Source organism: Streptomyces sp. NBC_00005, from assembly GCF_045160215.1.
Taxonomy (GTDB): Bacteria; Actinomycetota; Actinomycetes; order Streptomycetales; family Streptomycetaceae; genus Streptomyces.
On the sequence record NZ_CP108316.1, the window covers coordinates 1,062,051 to 1,087,466 of the forward strand.

Consider the following 25,416-nt stretch of genomic DNA (forward strand, 5'->3'; position numbering starts at 1 on the left):
CAGCTAGTTCAGCGTCCACTTCTGGTTGTCGCCCGATCCGCAGGACCACAGCACCATGGAAGTGCCGTTGGCGGTTCCGTTGTTGTAGGCGTCCAGGCAGAGGCCCGCGTTGACATTGGTGATGGTGCCGTCGCTGTTGACGTTCCACTTCTGGTTGTTCTGGCCGTTGCAGTCCCAGATGACGACCTGGGTGCCGTTGGTCGTGCCGAGGTTGTAGGCGTCCAGGCACTTGTTGCCGTACAGCACGAGTTCCTTGCGGGAGGTGTACGTCCAGGCCTGGTTCTGGCCGCCGTTGCAGTCCCACAGCTCGGCCTGGGTGCCGTTGGTGATGGTGTTGTTGTAGATGTCGAGGCAGCGGCCGGACTGCTTGCCGACGACCTGGGAGCCGTTGGTCCCGGGCTGGGGTCTGACCGTGATCGAGTCGAGGGTCGGGGCGCCCGAGAAGGTCAGCGAGTTGGTGGAACCCTTGGACAGGCCTACCTGGACGGAGATCGTGCCCGGGCTGGAGCCGGTCGGCGGGAAGGAAACCGCCGTGGTGCCCTGGCCGTTGACCTTGAGGGTGCCGGTGCGGGCAGCGGACGTGTTGTTCGTGTACGACACGTCGACGACCTTGACGCCGGTGCTGCCGGCGACCACACCGCTGAAGCTGGACGTGCCGGTGTACGTGCTGCTCGACGCCTCCGTCCCCCCGGTGACCGTCAGCATGACCGAGCCGCCCGCCGGAACACTGGTGGTGTAACTCGTGCCGTAGCTACCGACGTTGGCACGCGCCCACAGGTCACGCACGGTCGCGGACGCGTTGGTCAGGCCGAGGTCGGACCAGCGGACGGTGATGTTCTGGGCGGAGGAGGTGCGGTTGAGGAGGGCGACGGCACGGTTTCCGGTGCCGGCGAGCACCTTGCCGTACACCTGCAGTCCGGTGGTGTCCTCGGCGACCTTGACGCCCTGGAGGCCGCGTGGGTCCTGGTCAACGGCGACGACCTCGGGGTTCTTGAGGATGTTCGCGGTCTCGGAGGTCATGGTGCTCAGGTCGTTGCCCGCGAGGAGCGGTGCGCCGGAGATGGCCCACAGGTTCATGTGGGTGCGGTTCTGGGCGGCGGTGAAGCCGTCCATGCCGACCATCAGCATGTCCGGGTCGTTGTAGTAGCCGGTGTGCTGGGCCGTGGGATGCAGGGTCTGGTCGAAGTTGGACAGCAGGTTCGTCATCGACGGCGAGTTGCCGTAGTAGATGATGTCCGTGCTGGTGCGCCACATCGGGGCCTGGCCCGGTGCCCAGTTCCAGGGGTTCTGCTTGCCCCAGTTGCAGATCGACAGGGTGAGCGGGCGGCCGGTGGCGGCCGTCGCCTTGGTGACCGCGTCGCTGATCGACTGGTACGTCGACGCCGCGTCGAGTCCTTCGGCGTCGCCGCCGCACCAGTCGACCTTGACGAAGTCGAAGCCCCACTTGGAGAACTGCAGCATGTCCTGGTCGTAGTGACCCTCGCTGCCGCTGCCCGGCGCGGCGGGTCGGCCGGTCGGGTAGTAGTAGCCGCAGCCGTCCTTGCCGGCGTCGGTGTAGATGCCGGCCTTGAGGCCCTTGCTGTGGATGTAGTCGGCGATGGCGCTCATGCCGCCGGGCCACTCACTGGTGTCGACAGTGATGTTGCCGCCACTGTCACGGGTGCCCTGCCACCAGCCCTCGTCGATGTTGATGTACTTGTATCCGGCCGCCGGCAGCCCCGCCGCGACGAACGCGTCGACCTGCTTCTTGATGACGTTGTAGTCGATCTTGGCGGCGAAGCTGTTCCAGGAGGCCCAGCCCATCGGGGCGGTGGGCACGGCTATCTGACGGGTCGTCGCCGCCTGCGCCGGTCCGGGCGTCGCGAAGAGCAGTGCGGCGGCCGCGGTCAGGGAGAGGGCGAGGAGGCGTACGGCGGCGGCTCTGCAGCGGCGTACGAGACCTCTGCGGGTCGAGCGCGGAGGGGGGTACATGCGGCTCCTTCGGCGGGGGGAACCCCAAAGGGGGGCAAGGTGTTCGGCGACGCGTTCAGTCAGCGCATTCGACCCACATTTTTTCGATATATCGAACGAGGATCGACAAACCGAACGTGCCGCGCGCTGAAAGTAGAGCCACCAGGAGAGGGAAGTCAACGGATGTGACAGGCGTGAAGTGGCCGTTGTCGGCGGGTAGTTCTCGCTGAGCGGCATGCCGCGGCGCCATACTGGCCGTCGTGCGCGTAGCGATCATGACGGCGGGATCCCGGGGCGACGTCGCCCCGTACACCGGACTCGGACACGGGCTCTCCCGTGCCGGACACGAGGTCACCCTGGTCACCCACGCCCGCTTCGAGCCGCTCGTGACGGGGTACGGGGTCCGCTTCCATCCGCTGCCGGTGGATCCGCTGGCCGAGTTGGAGTCCTCGCGCGGGCGCGGGCTGCACCGCAGTACGACCGGCGTGGGGAAGCTGGTGCGGGTGGTCGCGCTGGCGCGGGCGCTGGCGGGGCAGATGACCGACGACCTCGTGGCGGCCGCCCGGTCGAGCGACCTGCTGCTGCTGTCCGGCTCGGTGGGCCCCCTCGGGCACACCATCGCGGAGGGGCTGTCGCTGCCGTACCTGGACGTTCCGCTCCAACCGCTTGCCCCCACAAGGGAGTTCGGGCCGCCGATGCTGGGAGTTCGCTCTCTGGGCACCGTGGGCAACAGGATCGCCGGGCACGGGGTGAGCGTGGCCGTGGAGCAGGTCTTCGCGGGGGCGCTGCCCGCGGTGCGGGAGCGGCTGGGGCTGCCCCGCACAAGTGCCGTCGCGGCATGGCGGGCCCGGGAGCGGCAGGGGCGGCCCGTGCTCCACGGATTCAGCCCCCTGGTCGTGCCGCGACCGGACGACTGGCGACCGGGCCTCTCCGTGACCGGATACTGGTGGCCGTACGACGCGGACACTCAACTCCCGCCACCCCTGCGGGACTTCCTCGACGCGGGACCACCGCCTGTGTACGTCGGCCTGGGCAGCGCGACCGTGCCCGACCCCGACCGCCTCAGCATCGTCATCGTGCGCGCCCTGCGCCGGGCCGGGCTGCGCGGTGTGATCCAGCGCGGCTGGGCCGGCCTCGACGCCTCCGGCGACGACATGCTGACCATCGACGACGTGCCGCACTCCGTGCTCTTCCCCCGCACGGCCGCCGTGGTCCACCACGCGGGCGCGGGCACGACAGCGGCCGGTCTGCGCGCCGGAGTACCGGCCGTACCAGTGCCGATCCAGTTCGACGAGGGCTTCTGGTCCGCCCGCCTGGTCGCCCTGGGCGTCGCCCCACGCGCCCTGCCCCTGCGCCGCCTGTCCACCGACACGCTGGCCACGGCACTGATGCGGGCCACCCGTGATCCCGCGTTCGGGCGGCGCGCGGCGACACTCGGGGCACGGATCCGGGGCGAGGACGGGGTGGCTCCGGTGCTGGCAGCGGTGAACGGGCTGGGCGTCTAGGAGACGGAAGGCCCGCTCGGCGGGACAGCCGACGAACGACACGTCGGCCTGGCGGGTTCTCGACGCCGAGCGCACAGCCGGATTCGGGGGCGCACGCCTACCGGGGCACGCCCCCTACGGCATGACACCCTGTAAACGGCCCGCAGCTACTGGCTGCCGGCCGTGGGCATCTCCACCTACCACGGCCCACTCCCCCGATGCGGCGCGCCCATCAGCCGGTCGGCGCGGCCCACCCCAGTGGTCGCAGAATCGCCAGCAGTTGCTGGACCAGTTCGTCCACCACCTCGTCGAGTGTCGCGTTCACCCAGCCGGCGCTCCAGTCGTGGAGCAGTCCGTTGACGCTGCCGATGAAGGCCGTCGCGGCGATGCGGTAGTCGCGGGAGGCCGCCTCTCCGCGGGCGGCGGCCGCATCCGCCTCGGCGCAGATGAGGTCCAGCCAGCGGGAGCGGCGGGCGAGGCGCTGTTCCTCCAGGCGCGGGCTGACGCCGATGATCTCGACGAAGGTGATCCTGATCCGGCGTGGATCGCTGGTGACGTTCGCGGCGTAGGCCCGGAAGATCGCGGTCACCCGCTCGGCGAGCGGACTGCCCTCCGCCTCGGCGAACGCGGCCAGGACGGCCTCCTCGGCCCAGTCGTTGACCTGGAGGTGCAGGGCGGCCAGCACGTCCTCGAGGGTGCGGAACTCCTCGTAGAACTGCCGCGTGGACAGGCCCGCGGCCTCGCTCAGCGCCGCGACCGTGGTGGCCCGGTAGCCCGGGTCGGCGCCGAACAACTCGAGCGCGGCGTCCAGGAATCTCCTGTGCCGCTCGGCCTGCCGCTGAGCGGCGGTCTTGCCGCCATACCTCCCGGTCGGCGCCCTGAGCCTGCCCGCCACTGAGCCTCCCTGGTCCACTGATCCGCCAATTTTGTCGTGCACGCAGCCTTGTGGAGAAGGGCGCCCCCTCCTTACTTTCCAGTAAGTAAGACTCTGAACGCACCCGTTTTCAGATTCGGCCGAGTCGATTCCGTTTGGCATGCCCGCGCCATATTCCAGCCAACAGAGGAGAGAGCACTCATGCCTGCCTTCAGATCCAGGCACCTTTGCTCCGTAGCCGCCGCCCTGATCCTGACCGTCTCCGCCCCCGCGACCTCCGCCCTCGCCGCCACGGACTCCTCCTCCGCCACCGCCCTGCGCGAGGTGATGTTCGTCGGCAACAACTGGGACGGCACCGCGGACGTCATCAGGTCCAGCGGCGACTTCGCGAAGATCGGCCGGATCAACGTCATCCCCGACAAGGACGCGCGGATCGCGGAGATCAACGCGGACCCGATCAAGTGGATCTACTTCATGGCGATCCGCAACGGTGTCGGTGAGGGACACGACCAGTTCGTCGACGACATGTACTCCACACCCGACGGCAAGTCGGTCGTCGTCTCCCGGCCGAGCTTCGCCGACGTCGTGTCCATCGACCTGACCACCGGAGCCATCAACTGGCGCTTCCCCGTGTCAGGTTACCGCTCCGACCACATGGCGGTCTCCCCCGACGGCACCCGGGTGGCCGTCTCGGCCTCCACCGCGAACACCGTGCACGTGCTGGACATCAACACCGGCAAGCAACTCGGCTCGTTCGCGACGGGCGACAAGCCGCACGAGAACATCTTCACCAAGGACGGCAAGTACATCTGGAACATGGCCATCGGGGACGTCAACACCTCCCTCGACGACCCGTCCTGGGACTGGACGAAGGGCGACCGGCACATCACCGTCGTGGACGCGACGACGTACAAGCAGGTCAAGATCATCGACATGCGGGACCGGCTCGACGCGATCGGCCTGACGGACTTCTCGGACGCGGTCCGCCCGGCCGTCTTCTCTCCGGACGAGTCCAGGCTCTACTTCCAGGTCTCCTTCTTCAACGGCTTCCTGGAGTACGACGTCGCCGCCGACAAGATCACCCGGGTGAAGACGCTGCCGAAGAATCCGGCCACCAGCGAGGACCGCACCACCTGGGTCAACGACTCGCGCCACCACGGCATTTCGATGAACCCGGACGGCACCAAGCTCTGCGTCGCCGGGACGATGGACGACTATGCGACGGTCGTCGACCGCGCCACCCTCCAGGAGGGCTCGCTGATCTCCGCCTCCAAGCCCTACTGGGCCACGGTCAGCGGCGACGGCAAGGACTGCATAGTCTCCGAGAGCGGCGCCGACCAGGTCACGGCCATCGACTTCGCGACCGGGCAGAAGGTCGCGTCCGTCGCCGTCGGTGACCATCCACAGCGGGTGCGGCTCGGCCATGTGGCGGCCGACTGGTCCGGTCCGTCCACGAACTGATCACCCCGTGAACGGCGCCGGACTACGAGGTCCGGCGCCGTCACCTTCGCACCCGGCATCGGGCGTTGCGGGCAGGGCGTCCTACGTGGCGTGCTCCGAGATGCGGACGGCCGGGCGGCGGCCGATCACGAGAGGCGTTGTCAGGAGGTTGGACGCGTCCGAGTCACCGCAGGCCCCCACTGTCCGCACGTCGAAGACGATGCCGGTCGCGCTGCCGACCCGGGGCTACGGCGTGGCCCGGGCGACCAGCGCGAACACCTTGCTCCTGTCCGACCTCGCACTCACCGGCTGTGTCTACGCCTACGGCCGTATGCGGGATGCCGGTCACACGGCCGTCGCCGAGCCTCGGACGGACGGCACCGAGAAGATCCCCGGTCGGGGCCTGTCCGGCGGACGGGCCCCAGGTCCGCCCGAGTCACCTCGTCAGACCTTCGTCAGAAGTGTGCGGCCGCCCAGGTCGCCAGCTCGGACCTCGCGGCGCTCAGCAGGCTCGCCGCGGGCGAGGTCGCCCCGTTGGTGATCATGGCGTAGTGCAGGACGCCCGAGTCCGAGTCGGTCAGCAGCAGCCGGCGGCTGCCCGTTCCGCCCGGCTCCGCGGCCACGGCGACCGGTGTCGACATGGTGTAGGACGGCGGGGCGTAGGCCGTGCCCAGGTCGGAGACCACTGTGGTCGTCGCGGTCGGGAAGGATGCGGGCAGGTGCAGTTCGGTGGGTGCCGAGCCGGACCCCGACTTCCACACCAGCAGCCCGTACTGGCCGGAGCCGACCAGTTGGGACACGTTCGGCAGGGAGCTCGGAACCGGGTTCCAGGTGAGGGTCGTCGAGCCGTCGCGCGAGCGGTCCTCGTAGGTGAAGGCGACCGCCTGGCCGGCGGTGGCACTCGGGTAGACGCGGTCGAGGAGCCGGGCGTCCTGCCGGAGCGTCACCGCTCCTGAGTCGCTGAGGCTGACGGCCGAGAGGTCCTCGTCGTTCCAGGCGTCGCCGGAGGTGAGGACCTTGTCCGGGTTGTCGTTCATCAGCTCGTGGTGGCGTCCGTTGTAGATGTCCCACTGCCACTGGTTGCCGGAGAGCACCGGACCGGACGAGGCCGGATTCGACCACCAACTGCTGCCCGGCAGACGGGAGTCGAGCGCCTGGTACATCGCCTTGAGGACCGTCGGCGCCTTGCCCGACACCGATCCGGACAGCGGATGACCGAACTCGCTGACCACCGCGGTCGTCCCCGCGGACGACGCACGGTCGCGGATCGTCCCGAAGTCCGTCGAGTACTGCCCGTCGGACGCGTTGCCCCACATCAGGATCCCGGAGATGGCCTTCTGGTCGTAGAAGTGGGTGTTGAAGACGTAGCGGGAGCCGAGCGTGCCCGCGTCCAGCAGGCCGCCCTCCTGCTTCTGGGAGTCGATGTTCGCGTTCCAGAACAGGTTCGGCTCGACGAAGGCGGGCTTGCTCTGCCATCCCGCCGCGTCCATCCGCGCGCGGAACTTCACATAGAACGGCCACAGCAGGTCCCGCTCCCAGGTACGGGAAGTCTGCCCGGAGTCGTAGGTGCCGGCGTACGGCTCGTTGTACGGGTCGAAGCCGACGACGCCCGCGAACTCCTCGGTGGTCAGGTGCTGTTGGATGTACGTCATCGTCTGCTGAGCGGTGGCCAGGAAGGCGTCCTGCACGCCGTAGCTGTTGTGCCAGAAGTCGTGCTGGGCGGCCGTCACCGCACCGTTCTGGGTGATGTTCTGCCCCCAGAACAAGCAGATCCCGCACGACTCCTGCGGGTAACTCCCCAGCTCCACGGCCCACTTGGGGGCACCGTCGCCCGTGTACCAGCTGCCTGAGTTGAAGAGGTAGCGGGAGTAGAGGTCCTGGTGGAAGTCGGGGTAGACGCGGATGCCGGCGTCGAGGAAGGCGCGCATCTGGTCGGTGGCGGCGGCCAGGTAGGCGGTGTCGACCTGACCCTGCGCGGGTTCGGCATGGGCCCAGGAAAGTAGGAAGCGGACCGAGTTGCCGCCGCCCAGGGCGCGCAGCGCGGTCGCGGACTTCTTCGCGTCGGCGACCGAGGCGAAGGGCAGGCCGCCGTTCTCCTCCAGCTTGGTCTCGCCGGAGACGTTGTAGCCGCGCAGTACGACCTCGCGGCCGTTGCCGTCGACGAAGTGGCCGTTTTGCACCGTGAGCGCCGTGCCGTCGAAGGGGAGCGAGTCGAGGACGGTGGCAGCGGTGGCGGGTGAGGAACCCGCCACCGTCAGGAATCCACAGAGGACAACCAGAACAACGAGCAGACGTGCCCGGATATTCGGCATGTCCACTACAGTCGGGTGATTTCCGGACACCGTCAATACTTCTGACTCTTGAGTAAGTTTCAGGATTTCCGGGTCCGTTCTCTCTCGGGCGCCTCAACTCCCCACTCGGCGCGTCGCGTTCAACAGGTACTCCTTCCGGTTGAGGGGGTTGTGGTCGGTGCGCGGACGTTCGGGAACCGTTCCGTAAGTGATCGGTGCGTAGTGGTCGAAGGCGCTCTCCAACTCGCCTTCACCGCGCGTGAGTCCGGGCAGCCGCTGCTCCAGTCCGTGCACGCGGCCGGCCGGCACCGCGCCCTCGAGGACGCATGCGGTGCCCCGCGTCTCGGTCGTCCGGGGTACGGCCCGCAGCGCGGCCAGCACCGGCAGCAGGGCGCCCAGGGTGTCTGCCGGAGCCTCGATCCGGAAGCGGTGCATCGGCTCGTACACCTGGGTGCGCGCCCGGCGCAGCGCCTCGATCAGGACCAGCGGGGTCACACCGCGGAAGTCGGCGCCCGTGCTCGACATGCTCTTGTCGAAGCCCTGGTGGGCGTGGCTCTGGCGGGGCGAGTAGCCGGAGTGGGTCATGGTGACCGTGCAGTCGGTGACCTGCCACCCGTGCAGACCCTGACCGAGGGTCTCGCGCACAGAGTCCTCGACGGCCTTGAAGAAGGCGTACGGCATGGCGCCGAGCTCCACCTCCAGGCGGAAGTCCACACCGGAACCGGTCGGCGCGGGATCGACGCGCAGGCCGACAGTGGCGAGGAAGGGGTTCGCGTCCTTCTTGTTGAACTCGACCGCCGCACCGGACCCGGCGGGCCGCTCGATGCAGATCGTCGTGGTCTCCCGGAAGTCGACGTCGAGCCCGAACTCGTCGGCGAGCGTGGCCTGGACGACCTCCTTCTGCACCTCGCCGTAGAGCGACACGGCGGTCTCCTGGCGCACCTCGTCGTACCGCAGGTCGATCAGCGGGTCCTGCTCCGCGAGTTGGGTGAGGGCGAGGTGCAGCTTTCGCCTGTCCGCACCCGGGCCGGGCACGACGACGGTCTCCAGGGTCGGCGGGGCGAAGACGTGCTCGTACGCCTTGCGGGGTTCGCCGATCGCGTCCCCGATCCTGATGTCGGTCAGGCCCCACAGCCGGGCGATCCGACCGGCGGGGACCGCGTCACCCTGCACGTCGGTGCCGTGGTCGAAGACCCTGATCGCGGTGACCCTGCCCTCCCGGCGGGCCTCACCGAAGGGGATGCGGTCACGGGTGCGCAGGGTGCCGGAGAACACCCGCGCGTACGCCACCTTCTCCCCCGCCGGGCCCCGCTCGACCTTGAAGACGGTGCCCGAGAGCGGGCCGGCGGGGTCACCGGCGGCGGGCGGCAGGAAGTCCTTGATGCCGGAGATCAGGGCGTCCACGCCTGCGCCGGTGATGGCTGAGCCGAAGTAGACGGGGTGGGTGTGGGAGTGGCGGGTTTGGGCGGTGAGGGCGGTGTGGAGGGTGGCATGTGAAACACCACTGGACTCGGTGGCATGTGACATACCACTGGAGCCGGTGCCATGTGACATACCACTGAGCCCGGTGCCGTCCGACATGCCGCTGAGCCCACTGAGCCCGGTGCCATGTGACATAGCACCGCCACCCTCACCAGTGTCATGTGACATACCACCCTCAGTGCTATGTGACATAGCACTGCCCTCCACATAAGCCGCCAGCAGCTCGTCATCAAACTCCGCCAGCACATCAACAGCCGACGCGCCCACCCCCGGCACAAACCGCGCCCCAGCCGTCCCCAGCCCGCCCACCGTCCCCATCGGCACGATCGCCGGCGTGAGCCGCTCTGCGATCGCGCGCAGTACACCGTCGTAGCGGGCGCCGCGGCGGTCGATCTTGTTGACGAACAGGAGGGTCGGGATGCGCAGCCGTTGCAGGGTCCGCATCAGGACCCGCGTCTGCGCCTGGACGCCCTCGACGGCCGAGACGACCAGGACGGCGCCGTCGAGCACTCCGAGCACCCGCTCCACCTCGGCGATGAAGTCCGGGTGGCCGGGGGTGTCGATGAGGTTGACCGTCACGTCGTCGATCGCGAACGAGACGACTGCGGACTTGATGGTGATGCCGCGCCGGCGCTCCAGCGCGAGGGTGTCGGTGCGGGTGTTCCCGTCGTCGACACGGCCGATCTCGTCGATCACACCGACCGAGTGCAGCAGCCGCTCGGTCAGGCTGGTCTTACCTGCGTCGACGTGGGCGAGGATGCCAAGGTTGAGCAAGTGCACGAAGCGTCATGTCCTTAGAAGAGTGGGTCGTTCCTTCCCGGGTGGACATGAGCGGTGTGCGCATTGCTGCTCCTTCATTCCTCGACGACTGCATCCCCTGCAGTGCAGCAGAGCCGACCCCACGGCAGCAATGGATTAACGCTCAACAGACTCCGCCGCAGCACTCGCCGCCTCCGGCGCACGGTCATAGAGTGACGTACATCACCCCGGACGTTGTTTCCCCTTGTTCCCCCGGCTTCCGCTTTGTTCCCCCGGCTCCCGCTCTCTTCCGTTTCCTTCGTTTCCTTCCGCTCCCTTCCACACGTTCGGTCTCTGGAGGGCACATGACCCACATCTCGGTGAAGGTGGACGGCACGACGTACGAGGACGACGTGGAACCCCGTCTCCTCCTGGTCCACTACCTGCGCGACCGCCTCGGCCTGACCGGCACCCCGATCGGCTGTGACACCTCGAACTGCGGGGCCTGCACGATCGAGCTGGACGGCGCGAGCGTCAAGAGCTGCTCCGTGCTCGCCGTCCAGGCGGACGGGAGTGAGGTGACGACGGTCCAGGGTCTGGCCCACGACGGTGAGCTGAGCGCTCTGCAGCGCGCCTTCCACGAGAAGCACGCCCTGCAGTGCGGCTACTGCACCCCGGGGATGCTGATGGCCGCGCGCGATCTGCTGCGCGAGCACCCGCACCCCACCTCGGAGGAGATCCGCAACGCGCTGGAGGGCAACCTCTGTCGGTGCACCGGCTACCAGAACATCGTGCGGGCCGTACAGGCCGCCTCCGAACAGGAGGTCCCGGCATGACCGACCAGGCCGTGGAACCCGAGGTCGGCCGCGCCCGGCCCCGCAAGGAGGACGCCCGTCTGCTCACCGGGCAGACCAACTGGACCGACAACATCAGCGTCAACGGACTGCTCCACCTGGCGATCCTGCGCAGCCCGATGGCCCACGCCCGCATCGGCCGTGTCGACGTCGCGCCGGCCCTGGAGCGCCCCGGGGTCATCGCCGCGTTCAGCGGCGCGGACCTCGCGGAGGGACTCGGTTCCCTCCCCTGCGCCTGGCCGGTGACCGAGGACATCGTGCTGCCCGACCACCCGCCGATCGCCGTCGACGAGGTGCGCTACGCCGGTGACCCGGTGGCCGTCGTGGTGGCCCGCGACCGGTACACGGCCGCCGACGCCCTGGAAGCGATCGAGGTCGACTACGAGCCGCTGTCCCCGGTCCTGGACCTGGAGGCCGCACTCACGGACGACTCCCCGCTGGTCCACTCCGACAAGGGCACCAACCGCTGCTACGTCTGGCCGCTGAAGACGGGCGAGGACTTCGACTCCGTACGGCAGCGCGCCGAGGTCACACTGAAGCGCCGCTACCACCAGCAACGGCTCATCCCCAACGCGATGGAGCCGCGCGCGGTCGTGGTCACCCCGCTCCCCGCGTCCGGCGAGTACACGCTGTACTCCGCGACCCAGATCCCGCACGTCCTGCGGATCATGCTGTCCGTCGTCACCGGCATCCCCGAGCACAAGCTGCGGGTCATCGCCCCGGACGTGGGCGGCGGCTTCGGCTCCAAGCTCCAGGTGTACGGCGAGGAGGCCCTCGCGCTCGCGGTCGCCCGCCGGATCGGCCGACCGGTGAAGTGGACCGAGTCCCGCTCCGAGGGCTATCTGGCCGCCCACCACGGCCGCGGCATGATCCAGGACATCGAGATCGCCGCGAACCGCGACGGGAAGCTGCTCGGACTCAAGGTCGACCTGCTGAGCGACATGGGCGCGTACCTGATGCTCGTCACCCCGGGCATCCCCATCCTGGGCGCCTTCATGTATCCGGCGATCTACAAGATGGACTCCTACGACTTCACGTGCACCGGCGTCTTCACGACCAGGACGCCCACCGACGCCTACCGCGGCGCCGGGCGCCCGGAGGCGACGTACGCCATCGAACGGATCATGGACGAGCTGGCCGTCGAACTCGGCCTGGATCCGGTGGAGTTGCGGCGCCGGAACTGGATCGGGCACGAGGAGTTCCCGTACACGTCGATCGCAGGTCTGACGTACGACAGCGGCAACTACGAGGCCGCGACCGAGAAGGCGCTCGCGCTGTTCGACTACGACAAGCTGCGCGCCGAGCAGGCGGACCGCAATCACCGGGGAGACACCGTCCGGCTCGGCATCGGGGTGTCGACGTTCACCGAGATGTGCGGGCTCGCGCCGAGCCGGGTGTTGCGCGACCTGCGCTACACGGCCGGCGGCTGGGAGGCAGCGAGCATCCGGATGCTGCCCACCGGCAAGGTCGAGGTGGTCACCGGGACCAGTCCGCACGGGCAGGGGCATGCGACCTGCTGGAGCCAGATCGCCGCCGATGTGCTGGGCGTGCCGTTCGAGGACGTCGAAGTGGTGCACGGCGACACCAAGGCGGCCCCGCAGGGCATGGACACCTACGGATCGCGCTCCCTCGTCGTGGGCGGGACGGCCGTCCACCTCGCCGCGCAGAAGGTGGTCGACAAGGCGCGGAAGGTGGCCGCGCATCTGCTCGAAGCGAGCGAGAACGACCTGGAGTTCACCAACGGCGTGTTCTCCGTGAAGGGTTCCCCGGACGCCCGCAAGACCATCCAGGAAGTCGCCTTCGAGACGTTCACCTCGCACGACCTGCCCGACGGCATGGAGCCCAGCATCAACGCCGAGCACCTGATCGAGCCGGACAACTTCTCCTATCCGCACGGCACTCACCTGTGCGCGATCGAGGTCGACACCGAGACGGGTCGGACGCACATCCGCTCCTACGTCTGCGTCGACGACGTCGGCAAGGTCGTCAACCCGACGATCGTGGAGGGGCAGGTGCACGGCGGCATCGCGCAGGGCATCGCGCAGGCGCTGTACGAGGAGGCCGTGTACGACGACGAGGGCAACCTTGTCTCCGGCACGATGGCCGACTACCTCGTACCGTCGGCGGCCGATCTGCCCGACTTCGTGACGGACCGCACGGAGACGGCGGCCACCTCGAATCCCTTGGGCGTCAAGGGAGTTGGGGAGGCGGGGACGATCGCCTCGACGCCGGCCGTCGTCAACGCCGTCATGGACGCGCTGCGGCCGATGGGGGTCGCGGACATCCGGATGCCCTGTACACCCGAGCGGATCTGGCGAGCGGTGAGGGAGACACAGCGATGATTCCTCCGGCATTCGACTACACCCGGCCGGCCACCGTCGACGAGGCGGTGCGCGCTCTCGCCGACGCCGGCGAGGACGCGAAGGTGCTGGCCGGCGGGCAGAGCCTGCTGCCCCTGCTGAGGCTGCGGCTGGCCTTTCCCGAGCTGGTCGTGGACGTCGGCCGCATCCCCGAGCTGCGCGGGGTGCGCGAGGACGGCGACACGCTCGTCATCGGCGCGATGACCACGCACCACGACGTCATCCACGACCCGCTGGTCCGCCGGCACGCGGGCCTGCTGGCGTCCGCCACGGCTACGGTCGCGGATCCCGCCGTACGGCACCGGGGCACCCTGGGCGGCTCCCTGGCGCACTCCGATCCGGCCGCGGACCTGCCCGCGGTGGTCCTGGCGCTGGACGGCGAACTGGTGGCCCAGGGCCCGCGTGGCCGGCGCGCGATCCCCGCACGCGACTTCTTCGTCGACTACCTGCAGTCCGCGCTCGAACCCGACGAACTCCTGGTGGAGGTCCGGGTGCCGAAGGTGGACGGCTGGGGCTTCCACTACGAGAAGTTCCACCAGGTCGCGCAGGCCTACCCGATCGTCGGCGTGGCCGCGCTGGTGCGGCGCGACGACGGGCACATCGCCGAGGCGCGGGTCGGTCTGGCCAACATGGGCTCGACCCCGCTGCGCGCCTCGGCGGCCGAGGAGGCCCTGTCCGGTGCCGGCGACGCGGAGGCCGTGGCGCGGGCCGCCGGGTCGGCGGCGGAGGGGACGCGTCCGTCGCAGGACACCTCGGGCTCGCCCGAGTACCGCGAGCACCTGGCGCGGGTGCTCACCAGGCGGGCGGTCCTGGTCGCGGCCGGAATGGGGTGAGGACCGATCACGCTCAAGCGGGACCCGATCGGGGGCATCGACGGCCCGGAGCAGGTACGGGACCGCCTGGAGAAGACGGGATATCTCGTCGACGACGGGCTGGCGACCGCCTGCTTCCTGGCCCTGCGGCTGCACCGGCCGATCTTCTGCGAGGGCGACGCGGGCGTCGGCAAGACCGCGCTGGCGTCCGCCCTCGCCGAGGCGCTCGACGCGCCGCTGATCCGGCTGCAGTGCCACGAGGGCATCGACGCCTCGCAGGCGCTGTACGACTGGGACTTCCCCCGTCAGCTGCTGCACCTGCGGGCCGCGGAGGCGGCCGGCATCAGGGACGCCGACCGGCTCGAGGGCGAGCTGTACGACCGGCGCTTCCTGGTGGCCCGTCCGCTGCTCAAGGCCCTGGAGACACAGCCGTCGGTGCTGCTGGTGGACGAGATCGACCGGGCCGACGACGAGTTCGAGGCGTTCCTGCTGGAGCTGCTGTCGGAGTTCTCGGTCACGATCCCGGAGCTGGGCACCCTGCGCGCCGAGGTGCCGCCCGTGGTGGTCCTGACCTCCAACCGCACCCGCGAGGTGCACGACGCGCTGAAGCGGCGCTGCCTGTACCACTGGTTCGACCACCCCGGCTTCGCCCGCGAACTCGCCATCGTGCGGCGGAGGTTGCCCGGTGTGTCGGCACGGCTGGCCGAGCAGGTGACCGCACTGGTGCAGGCTCTGCGCTCGCAGGACCTGCTCAAACCGCCGGGGGTCGCCGAGACGATCGACTGGGCCGAGGCCCTGGACGCACTCGGCGCGACCGAGGTGGACGCCGAACTGGCGGTGACGACACTGGGCTCGGTACTGAAGTACCGCGAGGACGCGGAACGGGCACGGGGGCTCGACCTGTCGGCGGTACTCGCGGCTCGGGGGGCGTGAGCGGCGTGGGCGGGCGGACCGACGCGGGCGACCCGGACGGCGGGCACTCCACGGGCGTCCGTGCCGACGCCGCCCTGCTGGGTTTCGCCCGGGCGCTGCGAGCCGCCGGGGTCGATGCGAGTGCCGAGCGGGTGCATGCCTATGTGCGGGCGGTGGGTGAGTTGGGGCCCGGGATGCGGGCAGACGTGTACTGGGCGGGGCGGTTGACGCTGTGCGGCGGGCGGGACGATCTGGAGCGGTACGAGCGGGTGTTCGCCGCCTACTTCGGGGGTGACCCGACGGGTGGGGGGACGGTGGCCGCCGCTCCTCGGTCACGGCTGCGGCTGATCGCACGGGACGGTCCTGTGCCTCGTTCGAGTGCTCGGGACGAGAACCAACAGGCACCGCCCGCGGCCTCACTCGCGAGTTCCTCCGAGGTCCTGCGCCATCGCGACGTCGCCGAGCTGGACTCCGCCGAGCGCGATCAACTGCGCCGTCTGCTGGCCGCGTTCGCGCTGCGCGGCGAGGTGCGGCGCACCGCGCGGCGGCGGCCGTCCCGGCGCGGGGAGGTCGATCCGCACCGCACGGTGCGGGAGTTGCTGCGGCGCGGCGGGGAGCCGGCGCGGCTGCGGCGGCACGCCCGGGCCGACCGGCCGCGGCGGTTGGTCCTGCTCGTGGACGTCAGCGGTTCGATGGCGCCGTACGCGGACGCGCTGCTGCGGTTCGCGCACGCGGCCGCCCATGGAGGCCGTACGGAGGTGTTCACCATCGGCACCCGGCTGACCCGGGTGACGCGCGAACTGTCGCACCGTGACCCGGACTTGGCGATGACGGCGCTCGCGGCGGCCGTGCCCGACTGGCGTGGCGGCACCCGGCTCGGGGAGCTGCTGCGCGAGTTCCTGAACCGCTGGGGGCAGCGGGGCATGGCGCGCGGGGCGGTCGTGGTGGTGCTGTCCGACGGGTGGGAGCGTGGCGATCCGGAGCTGCTCGGGGCCCAGATGCGACGTCTGCACCGGCTGGCGCACCGGGTGATCTGGGCCAACCCCCGCAAGGCACGGCCCGGTTACGCTCCCCTGGCCGCCGGGATGGCGGCGGCGCTGCCGAGCGTGGACGCGTTCGTGGAGGGGCACAGCCTGGCCGCGCTGGAGCGTCTGGCAGCGGTGGTGCGCGGGGCCGGGCCGGCCCCCGTGGAAGGAGCGGATCGTGCGTGAGATTCTCCCGACGCTGAGCGAGTGGTACGCGGCGCGGGTCCCGTTCGGCCTCGCGACCGTCGTCGCCGTGAGCCGCAGCGCACCGCGTGATCCCGGTGCGGCGATGGCGGTGGGCCCCGCCGACGAGGTGGTGGGGAGTGTGTCCGGCGGCTGTGTCGAGGGCGCCGTCTTCGAACTCGCCCAGGAGGTCGTGGAGAGCGGCGAGGCACGCCTCGAGACCTTCGGATACAGCGACGAGGACGCGTTCGCGGTCGGGCTGACCTGCGGCGGCGAGATCACCCTGCTGGTCCGGCCCGTCACGGCCGAGACCGATCCGGCCTTCGTGGCGGTCGCGGAGTCCGTCGCCGCGGGCCGTCCGGTGACCTTGGCGACGGTGACGGACGGCCCGGCGCCGATCGGGGCCACCCTCGCGGTCTGGCCGGACGAGGTGTCCGGCACGCTGGGCTCGACCGGCCTGGACGTGGCCGTCACCGCGGACGCGCGCGGGGAACTCGCCCTGGGCGCCACGGGGTTGCGCCACTACGGCCCCCGGGGCGAGCGCCGCGAGGACACGGTCACCGTCTTCCTGCACTCCTTCGCCCCACCGCCGCGAATGCTGGTCTTCGGCGCGATCGACTACGCGGCCGCCGTCGCCCGCATCGGCAGCTTCCTCGGCTACCGGGTCACCGTGTGCGACGCCCGCCCGGTGTTCGCCACACCGAAACGCTTCCCCGAGGGCGTCGAGGTGGTCGTCGACTGGCCGCACCGCTATCTCCGGGGCACCGACACCGACGAGCACACGGTGATCTGCGTCCTCACTCACGACCCCAAGTTCGATGTGCCGCTGCTGGAGGAGGCGCTGCGCCGGCCGGCGGCCTACATCGGGGCGATGGGCAGTCGCCGTACGCACGACGACCGGATGAAGCGCCTGCTCGAGGCCGGACTCACGGAACCCGAACTGTCCCGGCTGCGCTCACCGGTGGGACTCGACCTCGGCGCCCGTACGCCCGAGGAGGTCGCCGTGTCCGTGGCCGCCGAGATCGTCGCACTGCGCTGGGGCGGCAGCGGCACCCCGCTGACCGCGACCGGCGGAGCGATCCACCCGCCGCCCAACTCCCCTTGAATCCCTGTGAATCGCACGCATCCCAGGAGGATGTCATGGAGCTGAACCACGAGTTCACCGTGCCCGTCCCGGTCGACGACGCCTGGCAGACGCTCCTCGACATCGAGCGGATCGCACCGTGCATGCCCGGGGCGACCGTCGAGGAGTACGACGGGAAGACCGTCACCGGCTCGGTGAAGGTCAAGGTGGGTCCGATCACTGTGACGTACAAGGGCACCGCCGTCTTCGAGGAGCAGGACGAGACGGCGCACCGCATGGTGCTGATCGCCAGCGGCCGGGAGACCCGCGGTCAGGGCACCGCACGCGCCACGGTGACCGGCACGTTGACCGAGGGCGAGGGCGGTACGGCCGTGTCGGTGCGGACCGATCTGACGGTGACCGGGCGTCCGGCGCAGTTCGGGCGCGGCGTGATGGCGGAGGTGGGCGACCGGCTCGTCGGCCAGTTCGCCACGTGTCTGTCGGAGCGGCTCGTCGAGCCTGCCGCAACGGTGCAGGAGCCGCCGGAGGAGGCCGAGCCCCTCGACCTGTTCCGCACGGCGGGGGTGCCGGTGGCCAAGCGGGCGGCGGTCGGGGTAGCGGCCGTTGTCGCGTTGGCTCTGGTGATAGTGCGCGTACGGCGGTGGCGGCGGGGTTGATCCCCCTTCAGATTCCGTTGCGCCGGTAGTCCGCGAGGATCGCCTCCAAGTGCTTGAGCGCTGCCGTGACCCGGGCCGGGTGGTCCCGGAAGAAGGGGTCGTCGGGTACCGGCAGCGACCCCGCGAGGGCCCAGCCGCGGCCCCGTGCCCAGGTCGCGTCGTCGGTGCCGACCGCCTCGCGGAAGACGTCCCGTGCCTGCGGGGGCAGGAACTTCCAGGCGGGCACCAGGTCCACGGCGGGATCGGCCACCGCCAGCGTGCCGAAATCGATGACGGCGCTCAGCCGACCGTCCCTGGCGAGGAGGTTGCCGGCGTCGAGGTCGCCGTGGATCCACACCGGCGGCTTCTGCCAGGCGGGCGCCGCGAGGGCCGCCTCCCACACCTCCGTCACCGCGTCGGTGTCGACGAGGCCCGTGTTCTTCAGGGCGTCGAGCTTGGGACGGACGCGTGCCTCGGCGGCCAGGGAGTCGCGCGCGTCGCCGAGCGGGACGCCGCGGAAGGCGTTGCTCTGCTCGGGTCCGGGTCCGCCGGTGGAATCGGCGGCCTGCAGGGCGGTGATGAACTCGGCGAGGTCGAGGGCGGCTGCGACCGGGTCGGCCAGGCTCTCGGTGGTCGCCGTCTCTCCGTCCAGCCATCGGTACACGGACCACGGGTAGGGGTAGCCCTCGCCGGGCTCGCCCATCAGGAGGGGCTCGGAAACTTCCAGCGGAAGGTACGGGGCGAGGCGGGGCAGCCAGCGGTGCTCGCGCTCCACCTGGCCGACCCAGTGCGCATAGCGCGGCAGGCGCACGGACAGCTCGTCGCCGAGGCGGAACGTGGCGTTGTCCATACCGGACTGCAGCACCGGGCGGACGGGAAGGTGGGCCCATTGCGGGAACTGAGCGGCGAGCAGACGGCGTACGAGAGTGGCGTCTATCAGCACACCGTCCATCTCAGCGGGGAGACGGCCGGAGGTCCATCGAATATCGGGGGTGTGAGACGGGCCGTGCGGGGTAGCCACCGCCCAACGGGGCATGCACGCCCCCGCGACACAGCACCTCTGCGGGAAGGAGGTCCGTGACAGCGCACACTCGCAGCGCCCGGGCCGCTCGCAGCCGCTTGGAGCGGCCCGGATCCTGTGAAGTCACGCCGGTCCCGGATCTCGTCCAGGTATGCATCTCACGCTGATTCACGATGAGGTCCGCTGGTCACCTTCGGAATCGAGCGACGTGGCCGCAGCCGGCCGCTCGACGAACGCCTGGAAGTCTGCGGCCAGCGGGAGTTCTGTGCCGTCGTCCACGTCGAACCACGTCACGGACGGCTCCCCGCGCTTCCCGCACACCCGGTAGTCGAGAGCGATCCAGCAGTGACCGTCACCGGACAGCAGAACCAGAGGAGACGGAAGACCCCACTCCTCGACCAGGTAAGCCGTGTCCAGCAAGGACAATTGGCCGCCGTGACGGCCGATGCCCATCATGTCGTCGAGCGGAACGTGGTTCTCGCTCCACGACGTCGGCGCATCGGTCGGGAACGCGTTCCACAGCTCCGCCACCGCACCGCCGTTCTGGGCTCGCAGGATCTCCAGCAACGAAGCCGGCAGACCGACACCGAGCCGACGCTCGGCGTCCTGAACGACCGCGTCGGTCAACGGCGGCTGAACGAGTGCCCCACCTCGCTGCCCCCGAAACCGGTGGCTACCTGGGCGGCAGCCGGTGCAGCTGTACGTCCGTGAGCAGGCCGTCGGCCGCGGTGGCGGTCATGTACGTGCAGTGGGGCTGACGGCGGCGGTCGGTCGGGGAACCGGGATTGAGTAGGCGCAGACCGCAGGGGGCGGTGGTGTCCCACGGGATGTGGCTGTGCCCGAAGACGAGCACGTCGAGGTCCGGGAAGCGGGCCGCACAGCGCGCCTCCCGGCCCTGCGCCGCGCCCGTCTCGTGCACGACCCCGAAGCACAGCCCTCCGATCTCGGCATACGCGACCTCGGGCAGCCGGGCACGCAGCGCCGGCCCGTCGTTGTTGCCGTACACCCCGACGAGTCTGCGGCTGCGGGTCTCCAGCAGGTCGAGAGTGTCCGTGTCGACCCAGTCCCCGGCGTGGAACACGACGTCGGCGCGCGGGAGTTCGGCGAGGAGCCGGGCGGGCAGCTCCTTGGCGCGCTTGGGGAGGTGGGTGTCGGTCGTGAGGAGAAGGCGCACGGGGGCAGCCTAGAGAGGGCATCAGCGCCGCGGGCGGAGTGGGCCGCCCGGTGCGTCGCTCAGGGCTTGCGGCCGACCCCGCACCACATCGGCAGGCCGGGTGCCGGTCCGTCTTCGGGGCCGGGGTGCCAGTCGGGGAGTTCGACCACACCGGGGGCGAGGAGCTCCGTACCGGCGAAGAAGCGGGTGACCTCGGCGTGGGTGCGAGGTGTCGCGCCGGCGTGGTCGGCGGCCCGTTCGTTGTACACGCGCATGGATGCGGCGACCGCCTCGGCGCCGATGTCCGCGGCGGGGTGGGAGAGGACGAGGTGGCTGCCGGGGGCGAGGGCGTCGAGGAGGCGCCGGGTGAGGGCGTAGGGGTCGTCGGCGTCGGGGACGTACTGCAGGATCGCGACCAGCATGAGGCCCACCGGCTGTGACAGGTCCAGCGTCTCCTGTGCGGCGGTGAGGATGCGGTCCACGTCGCGCAGGTCGGCCTCCAGGTAGTCCGTGACGCCTTCCGGGGTGCTGAAGAGAAGGGCCCGGGCGTGGGCGAGGACGATCGGGTCGTTGTCGACGTAGACCACCTTGGCGCCCGGATCGTGCCGCTGGGCCACCTCGTGGGTGTTGTCCGCCGTGGGGATTCCGGTGCCGATGTCGAGGAACTGGCGGATTCCGGCCTTGGCGGTCAGCTCGCCGACGGCGCGTCCGAGGAAGGCCCGGTTGGCCCGGACGGCGGGGACAATCTGCGGGTTGGCCGCGGCGGCCAGCTCGGCCGCCTCCTGGTCGGCGAGGTAGTTGTCCCGTCCGCCCAGCCAGGCGTTGTAGACGCGGGCGGGATGCGCCACCGAGGAGTTCACCGGCGCCATCCCGCCGGCCGAGTGCTCGCTCATCCGGATCCACTCCCGTCGTCGGTGTCGGCCGCCGACGCACACGGTAGTCCAACAACCTTGCGGGCGAGCCGAGTTGCCGATTGCCGGAGGTGATCTACAGCTGAAACTGTTCAGTCTGGACTGGACAGTTTTGACTGACGGTCTTACGGTGAGGGCATGGATGCACAGCGCACCGACCCTCCCGAGGGCATCACCGACTCCGCCGCCCGCGCGGCGCGAGACCTGCGGGTCGTGGTGATCCGGCTGCGGCGCCGTCTGAGGGAGGTCGCAGAGGACGACGAGCTCACGCCGCCCCAGGTCTCCGCGCTCACCCTGGTCGCCAAGCACGGGGCCGCCACGGCCAGTGCGCTGGCCACGGCAGAGGGCGTGCGCCCGCAGTCGATGGCCACCACGCTCGCCGCTCTGGACCGGAACGGCCTGATCCGGCGCAGTCCCGACCCGGACGACGGCCGCCGCCAGCTCGTCACCCTGACCGACGCGGGCCGCCTGCGGGTCGAGGGCAACCGGCAGGCGCGTGAGGAGTGGCTGGCCCGCGCCCTGCAGGACCGGTACACCGAGGACGAACGGCGGAAGGTGCTCGAGGGTCTCGCCCTGCTGGAACGGCTCACGCAGCAGTGATACCGAAGCTCTCCGGCATCGGGCGCGGGATGCGGACCGCCGCCCCCTCCCCCACCGAGTTCGACCGGCGGCTGATCGCGCCGATGCTGTTCGGTTCCGTACTCAACCCGATCAACTCCTCGATGATCGCGGTGGCGTTGGTGCCGATCGGCGTCGCGTTCGGTGCGCCTCCGGCCGAGACGGTGTGGCTGGTCTCGGCTCTGTATCTGGCCACCGCGGTGGGGCAGCCCGTCGTCGGGCGACTCGTCGACATGTACGGGCCGCGTCGCCTGTATCTGATCGGTACGGGCCTGGTGGGGATCGCCGGGCTGCTCGGGGCCCTCGCACCCTCGCTCGGCGCACTGATCGGTGCGCGCGTGCTGCTCGGTTTCGGGACGTCGGCGGCGTATCCGGCCGCCATGCAGCTGACGCGGAGCGAGGCCGAGCGCACGGGCCGTCGAGAGCCGTGAGCGCGGTGTCGACCTGCCCGGCATGGGCCTGTTCGCGGTCATGCTGGTCACGCTGATGCTGTTCCTGATGGGCCCCCGGCTCGACCACTGGTACCTGCCGGTGCTCGCCGCCGCGGCCGCGCTGCTCCTGGTCGGCTCCCGGAACCCCTTCTGGGCGCTGCCGGCCGTGGCAGCGGTGATGGGTGTGCCGCAGGGGCTCAACGGGCTCGCCACCCAGAACGCGCTGTACCGGCAGGCCGACCCCGCGCGCAACGCTTCGGCCGCCGGGCTGCTGCGCACCTTCGGATACCTCGGCGCGCTGGCCGCCTCGGCCGCCACCGCGGCCTTCTTCACCCACCGCGCTGACACGCCGGGTCTGCACAGCCTGGCCCTGTTCATGCTCGCCGGGTCCGCACTGCTCCTGGCGACCACTCTGCCCGACCGCTCACTGAGCACTCTTGCACCCACCGGAAAGGCCTGACCCATGACCGTCACCACCTTCGACCCGCGTACCGCCCTCGTCGTGATCGATCTCCAGGCCGGCATCATCGGCATGCCCGCGCAGCCGTACACCGGCGCCGAGGTCGTCACTCGTACGGCCGAACTCGCCGACGCCTTCCGGGCCCGTGACCTGCCCGTGGTCCTGGTCAGGGTCTCGTTCACCGCCGACGGGGCGGACGCCGTCCCGGGCCGCACCGAGGCCTCCCGCCCGGGCGGCACCCGGCCGGAGGGCTGGGACCTCGTCGTCGACGAACTGGCCGGTCACCCCGGCGACATCACCGTCACCAAGCGCAACTGGGGTGCCTTCCACGGCACCGACCTCGACGTCCAGCTGCGCCGTCGCGGTGTCACGCAGATCGTGCTGACGGGCATCGCCACCAGCATCGGCGTGGAGTCCACCGCCCGCGCGGCCTACGAGCACGGGTACAACGTCACGCTCGCCACCGACGCCATGAGCGACATGAGCCATGAGGCCCACCGCAACAGCATCGAGCGGATCTTCCCCCGTCTGGGCGAGACGGGCACCACGGCCGAGCTGCTGGAGCTGCTGGCCAAGTCGCACGACTGAGCACGGCCAAGTACCACCGAGTACGCCTCCGCCGGCCGACGGAGGCGCTCTCACATGCAGTTGAGAGTGGGGCGAATGCCCTGGCCGGGTTAGCATCGGGCCACCGAACCACACACACGGCGAGCGACCCGAGGGGGCTCGGAGCCCGATGCCGGTCAAGGTCAGTGTCATCGTCCCCGTCTACAACCCGGGGCCCTACATCGAGGACTGCATCACCTCGTTGCTCAAGCAGTCCCTTCCGCCCGACGAGTACGAAGTGGTCTTCGTCGACGACGGCTCCACCGACCAAACCCCGGCCCGGCTCGACGCGCTCGCCGCCGAGGAGCCCCGGTTCCGGGTGTTCCACCAGGAGAACTCCGGCTGGTCGGGCAAGCCCCGCAACGTCGGCATCGCCGCCTCGCGGGGCGAGTACGTCATGTTCGTCGACAACGACGACTACCTCGGGGACGAGGCACTGCAGCGGATGTACGACTACGGCGTGGCCAACGGCGCCGACGTCGTCGTCGGCAAGATGGCCGGCCGGGGCCGTTCGGTGCCGGTGGAGCTGTTCCGCCGCAACCGGCCGCGCGCGAGCGTGGCGGACGCCCCGCTCATCGACAGTCTCACCCCGCACAAGATGTTCCGCCGGGCCTTCCTCGACGAGATCGGCCTCCGTTTCCCCGAGGGCAGGCGGCGCCTTGAGGACCACGTCTTCGTGACGGAGGCGTATCTGCGGGCGGCCAACGTCTCCGTGATCGGCGACTACGTCTGCTACTACCACGTCCGGCGGGACGACTCCTCCAACGCGGGCTTCCAACGCTTCGACCCGGTCGGGTACTTCAAGAACCTGCGCGAGGCGCTGGACGTCGTCGAGCAGTACACCGAGCCGGGCAAGGTGCGTGACAGCCTCTACCGGCGCTGGCTGCGCGTGGAGATGGTGGAGCGGCTGCGCGGCCGGCGCCTGCTCTCCAAGCCCGACGACTACCGGCGCAAGCAGTTCGAGGAGATCCACGCCGTCGTCGCCGAGCGCTTCGGCCCCGATGTCGCCACCGGACTGCTGCCGACGCAGCAGGTCGTGGCCGCGCTGATCTCCGCCGACCGGTACGACGACGTCGTGGCCTTCGCCGAGTGGGAGATCGGGCTCGCCCTGTCGGCCGGGCCGAAGACCGTCGAGTGGCGGGACGGCACGCTGCGGATCGACTTCGCCGCCGAGTTCACCACGGGCGGTACGCCCATGACGTTCCCCGGCGGCGGGGTCCCCACCCCGTTGGACGGCCCGCCCGCGGACATCGCCGAGGCGATCGCCTGGGTCGGCGCCCACACCGTCGACCGGTTCGGCCAGGCCACCCTGGACCTGCTGGTGCGCGAACGCTCCAGCGGCGCCCAGTACTTCCAGCCGATCGAGCTCACCCGGGAGCTCGTGCCCGTCGAGGACAGCGGGCAGGTCCGGCTGGTGCTCCGTGGGACGGCCACCGTCGACCCCGCCACGGCAGTGGACGGAGCACCGCTGGGCGGCGGGCTGTGGGACACGTACGCCCGCGTCAGGCTGGGCGGTTGGAGCAAGGAGGCCCGCATCGGTCCCGGCTCGCGCAAGGCCCATTCCGCCGCGTCCGCCGGTGTCGTCGGCGGGCTGGTGATCCTGCCGTACTGGACCGACCAGCACGGCCATCTCTCCCTGGACGTCGACCACGCGAGCAAGCGCCTGGGCCTCAGTCGCCTCGACCCCGCTGCAGTCGGCCTCTCCGGGGGCCGGTTGCGCGCGCCCCTGCCGCTGCACGTCCCGGCCGACACCGCCGTGCTGCTGCGGCTCACCTCACCGGACAGGTCGGTCGAGACGCCCGGCACACTCTCCCCCACCGGAGAAGGGGCCCTGCTGGAGGCCACGCTGCCCGTCGCCGATCTCGGCAGCGTGACCTGGCGGACCGCCCTGTGCCCGGCCCCCGACGCCGACGAGCGGCGCTTCCTCCCGCTGCCGCTCGCACTGCGCGCGGACACGAGCTCGGTCAAGGTGGTACGGACTCCCAGGCCCTCGGCGGTACGACGACTGGCCCGCAGGGCGCGGCGTGCGCTCGCCGCGGTCCTCGGACGGCGTACGGCATCCCGGGCGGCCAAGGCGCGAAAGGCGTGACAG

At 70.5% G+C, this 25,416-nt stretch carries 20 protein-coding genes and 1 pseudogene; 13 read left to right on the plus strand and 8 right to left on the minus strand.

Going from position 1 to position 25,416, the window contains the following annotated elements; all coding sequences use genetic code 11:
• Positions 1 to 3: 3 nt before the first annotated feature.
• A complete protein-coding gene (locus OG303_RS05315) occupies positions 4 to 1,971 on the minus strand; it encodes an RICIN domain-containing protein (RefSeq protein WP_405865235.1) in 1,968 nt (655 codons plus the stop codon).
• A gap of 254 nt (positions 1,972 to 2,225) precedes the next feature.
• Between OG303_RS05315 and OG303_RS05320 the strand changes: the two genes are divergently transcribed.
• Positions 2,226 to 3,455, plus strand: coding sequence for a glycosyltransferase (locus tag OG303_RS05320; RefSeq protein ID WP_405877095.1), 1,230 nt, complete (start codon positions 2,226 to 2,228; stop codon positions 3,453 to 3,455).
• A gap of 211 nt (positions 3,456 to 3,666) precedes the next feature.
• Here the strand turns inward: OG303_RS05320 and OG303_RS05325 are convergent, their stop codons facing one another.
• Entirely contained in the window at positions 3,667 to 4,329 is a 663-nt protein-coding gene (locus OG303_RS05325; protein WP_405865237.1) for a TetR/AcrR family transcriptional regulator, read from the minus strand.
• 180 nt (positions 4,330 to 4,509) lie between these two features.
• Here OG303_RS05325 and OG303_RS05330 point away from each other — a divergent pair, with 180 nt between their 5' ends.
• The gene (locus OG303_RS05330; protein WP_405865239.1) at positions 4,510 to 5,769 is read left to right on the plus strand and encodes a YncE family protein; all 1,260 of its coding nucleotides are present in this window, start codon (positions 4,510 to 4,512) and stop codon (positions 5,767 to 5,769) included.
• A gap of 434 nt (positions 5,770 to 6,203) precedes the next feature.
• Here OG303_RS05330 and OG303_RS05335 read toward each other — a convergent pair whose 3' ends face one another.
• Together OG303_RS05335 and OG303_RS05340 are read right to left on the minus strand one after the other, a co-directional pair.
• Positions 6,204 to 8,060, minus strand: a complete 1,857-nt coding sequence (locus OG303_RS05335) for an endoglycosylceramidase (RefSeq protein ID WP_405865241.1) — start codon at positions 8,058 to 8,060, stop codon at positions 6,204 to 6,206.
• A 93-nt stretch (positions 8,061 to 8,153) separates the two neighbouring features.
• Positions 8,154 to 10,301: a GTP-binding protein gene (locus OG303_RS05340; RefSeq protein ID WP_405865243.1), complete on the minus strand. Its 2,148-nt coding sequence runs from the start codon at positions 10,299 to 10,301 to the stop codon at positions 8,154 to 8,156.
• Positions 10,302 to 10,624: 323 nt separating this feature from the next.
• On the opposite strand from OG303_RS05340, the gene OG303_RS05345 reads away from it, so the two are divergent.
• Genes OG303_RS05345 through OG303_RS05375 form a run of 7 tightly spaced genes read left to right on the plus strand, consistent with a single transcriptional unit; the run spans position 10,625 to position 18,145 of the window.
• Entirely contained in the window at positions 10,625 to 11,095 is a 471-nt protein-coding gene (locus OG303_RS05345) for a (2Fe-2S)-binding protein (RefSeq protein WP_405865245.1), read from the plus strand.
• Positions 11,092 to 13,455, plus strand: a complete 2,364-nt coding sequence (locus OG303_RS05350) for a xanthine dehydrogenase family protein molybdopterin-binding subunit (protein ID WP_405865247.1) — start codon at positions 11,092 to 11,094, stop codon at positions 13,453 to 13,455. The genes OG303_RS05345 and OG303_RS05350 overlap by 4 nt, the downstream gene beginning before the upstream one ends.
• Positions 13,452 to 14,306, plus strand: coding sequence for an FAD binding domain-containing protein (locus OG303_RS05355; protein ID WP_405865249.1), 855 nt, complete (start codon positions 13,452 to 13,454; stop codon positions 14,304 to 14,306). The genes OG303_RS05350 and OG303_RS05355 overlap by 4 nt, the downstream gene beginning before the upstream one ends.
• A gap of 27 nt (positions 14,307 to 14,333) precedes the next feature.
• Complete coding sequence (locus OG303_RS05360; RefSeq protein ID WP_405877097.1) at positions 14,334 to 15,218, plus strand: AAA family ATPase; 885 nt, start codon at positions 14,334 to 14,336, stop codon at positions 15,216 to 15,218.
• A complete protein-coding gene (locus OG303_RS05365; protein WP_405865251.1) occupies positions 15,215 to 16,408 on the plus strand; it encodes a vWA domain-containing protein in 1,194 nt (397 codons plus the stop codon). The genes OG303_RS05360 and OG303_RS05365 overlap by 4 nt, the downstream gene beginning before the upstream one ends.
• The gene (locus OG303_RS05370; RefSeq protein WP_405865253.1) at positions 16,401 to 17,510 is read left to right on the plus strand and encodes an XdhC family protein; all 1,110 of its coding nucleotides are present in this window, start codon (positions 16,401 to 16,403) and stop codon (positions 17,508 to 17,510) included. Before OG303_RS05365 ends, OG303_RS05370 begins: the two co-directional genes overlap by 8 nt.
• Before the next feature lie 35 nt (positions 17,511 to 17,545).
• A complete protein-coding gene (locus tag OG303_RS05375) occupies positions 17,546 to 18,145 on the plus strand; it encodes an SRPBCC family protein (RefSeq protein WP_405865255.1) in 600 nt (199 codons plus the stop codon).
• Between the two features lie 7 nt (positions 18,146 to 18,152).
• Here the strand turns inward: OG303_RS05375 and OG303_RS05380 are convergent, their stop codons facing one another.
• The 4 genes from OG303_RS05380 to OG303_RS05395 all read right to left on the minus strand — a co-directional run bounded on the left by OG303_RS05380 (position 18,153) and on the right by OG303_RS05395 (position 21,191).
• Complete coding sequence (locus OG303_RS05380; protein WP_405865257.1) at positions 18,153 to 19,076, minus strand: aminoglycoside phosphotransferase family protein; 924 nt, start codon at positions 19,074 to 19,076, stop codon at positions 18,153 to 18,155.
• A gap of 237 nt (positions 19,077 to 19,313) precedes the next feature.
• Positions 19,314 to 19,772: an SMI1/KNR4 family protein gene (locus tag OG303_RS05385; RefSeq protein ID WP_405865259.1), complete on the minus strand. Its 459-nt coding sequence runs from the start codon at positions 19,770 to 19,772 to the stop codon at positions 19,314 to 19,316.
• Between the two features lie 46 nt (positions 19,773 to 19,818).
• Positions 19,819 to 20,319 carry a metallophosphoesterase family protein gene (locus tag OG303_RS05390; protein ID WP_405865261.1) on the minus strand — a complete coding sequence of 167 codons (501 nt, stop codon included), beginning with the start codon at positions 20,317 to 20,319 and terminating at the stop codon, positions 19,819 to 19,821.
• Between the two features lie 59 nt (positions 20,320 to 20,378).
• The gene (locus tag OG303_RS05395) at positions 20,379 to 21,191 is read right to left on the minus strand and encodes an SAM-dependent methyltransferase (protein ID WP_405865263.1); all 813 of its coding nucleotides are present in this window, start codon (positions 21,189 to 21,191) and stop codon (positions 20,379 to 20,381) included.
• A 156-nt stretch (positions 21,192 to 21,347) separates the two neighbouring features.
• On the opposite strand from OG303_RS05395, the gene OG303_RS05400 reads away from it, so the two are divergent.
• The 4 genes and pseudogenes from OG303_RS05400 (at position 21,348) to OG303_RS05415 (ending at position 25,413) form a co-directional block, all read left to right on the plus strand.
• A complete protein-coding gene (locus OG303_RS05400; protein ID WP_405865265.1) occupies positions 21,348 to 21,809 on the plus strand; it encodes a MarR family transcriptional regulator in 462 nt (153 codons plus the stop codon).
• Positions 21,810 to 21,838: 29 nt separating this feature from the next.
• Positions 21,839 to 22,718 (plus strand): annotated as a pseudogene (locus OG303_RS05405) (MFS transporter).
• Positions 22,719 to 22,721: 3 nt separating this feature from the next.
• The gene (locus tag OG303_RS05410; protein ID WP_405865267.1) at positions 22,722 to 23,306 is read left to right on the plus strand and encodes a hydrolase; all 585 of its coding nucleotides are present in this window, start codon (positions 22,722 to 22,724) and stop codon (positions 23,304 to 23,306) included.
• Positions 23,307 to 23,454: 148 nt separating this feature from the next.
• Complete coding sequence (locus OG303_RS05415; RefSeq protein WP_405865269.1) at positions 23,455 to 25,413, plus strand: glycosyltransferase family 2 protein; 1,959 nt, start codon at positions 23,455 to 23,457, stop codon at positions 25,411 to 25,413.
• Positions 25,414 to 25,416: the final 3 nt, after the last annotated feature.

Excerpts from the sequence above, each read along its gene's own strand:
- OG303_RS05335 (WP_405865241.1), bottom strand. The coding sequence starts at position 8,060 with ATGCCGAATATCCGGGCACGTCTGCTCGTTGTTCTGGTTGTCCTCTGT.
- OG303_RS05350 (WP_405865247.1), top strand. The coding sequence starts at position 11,092 with ATGACCGACCAGGCCGTGGAACCCGAGGTCGGCCGCGCCCGGCCCCGC.
- OG303_RS05395 (WP_405865263.1), bottom strand. The coding sequence starts at position 21,191 with ATGAGCGAGCACTCGGCCGGCGGGATGGCGCCGGTGAACTCCTCGGTG.
- OG303_RS05355 (WP_405865249.1), top strand. The coding sequence starts at position 13,452 with ATGATTCCTCCGGCATTCGACTACACCCGGCCGGCCACCGTCGACGAG.
- OG303_RS05400 (WP_405865265.1), top strand. The coding sequence starts at position 21,348 with ATGGATGCACAGCGCACCGACCCTCCCGAGGGCATCACCGACTCCGCC.
- OG303_RS05380 (WP_405865257.1), bottom strand. The coding sequence starts at position 19,076 with ATGGACGGTGTGCTGATAGACGCCACTCTCGTACGCCGTCTGCTCGCC.
- OG303_RS05375 (WP_405865255.1), top strand. The coding sequence starts at position 17,546 with ATGGAGCTGAACCACGAGTTCACCGTGCCCGTCCCGGTCGACGACGCC.
- OG303_RS05345 (WP_405865245.1), top strand. The coding sequence starts at position 10,625 with ATGACCCACATCTCGGTGAAGGTGGACGGCACGACGTACGAGGACGAC.
- OG303_RS05330 (WP_405865239.1), top strand. The coding sequence starts at position 4,510 with ATGCCTGCCTTCAGATCCAGGCACCTTTGCTCCGTAGCCGCCGCCCTG.
- OG303_RS05415 (WP_405865269.1), top strand. The coding sequence starts at position 23,455 with ATGCCGGTCAAGGTCAGTGTCATCGTCCCCGTCTACAACCCGGGGCCC.
- OG303_RS05315 (WP_405865235.1), bottom strand. The coding sequence starts at position 1,971 with ATGTACCCCCCTCCGCGCTCGACCCGCAGAGGTCTCGTACGCCGCTGC.
- OG303_RS05320 (WP_405877095.1), top strand. The coding sequence starts at position 2,226 with ATGACGGCGGGATCCCGGGGCGACGTCGCCCCGTACACCGGACTCGGA.
- OG303_RS05410 (WP_405865267.1), top strand. The coding sequence starts at position 22,722 with ATGACCGTCACCACCTTCGACCCGCGTACCGCCCTCGTCGTGATCGAT.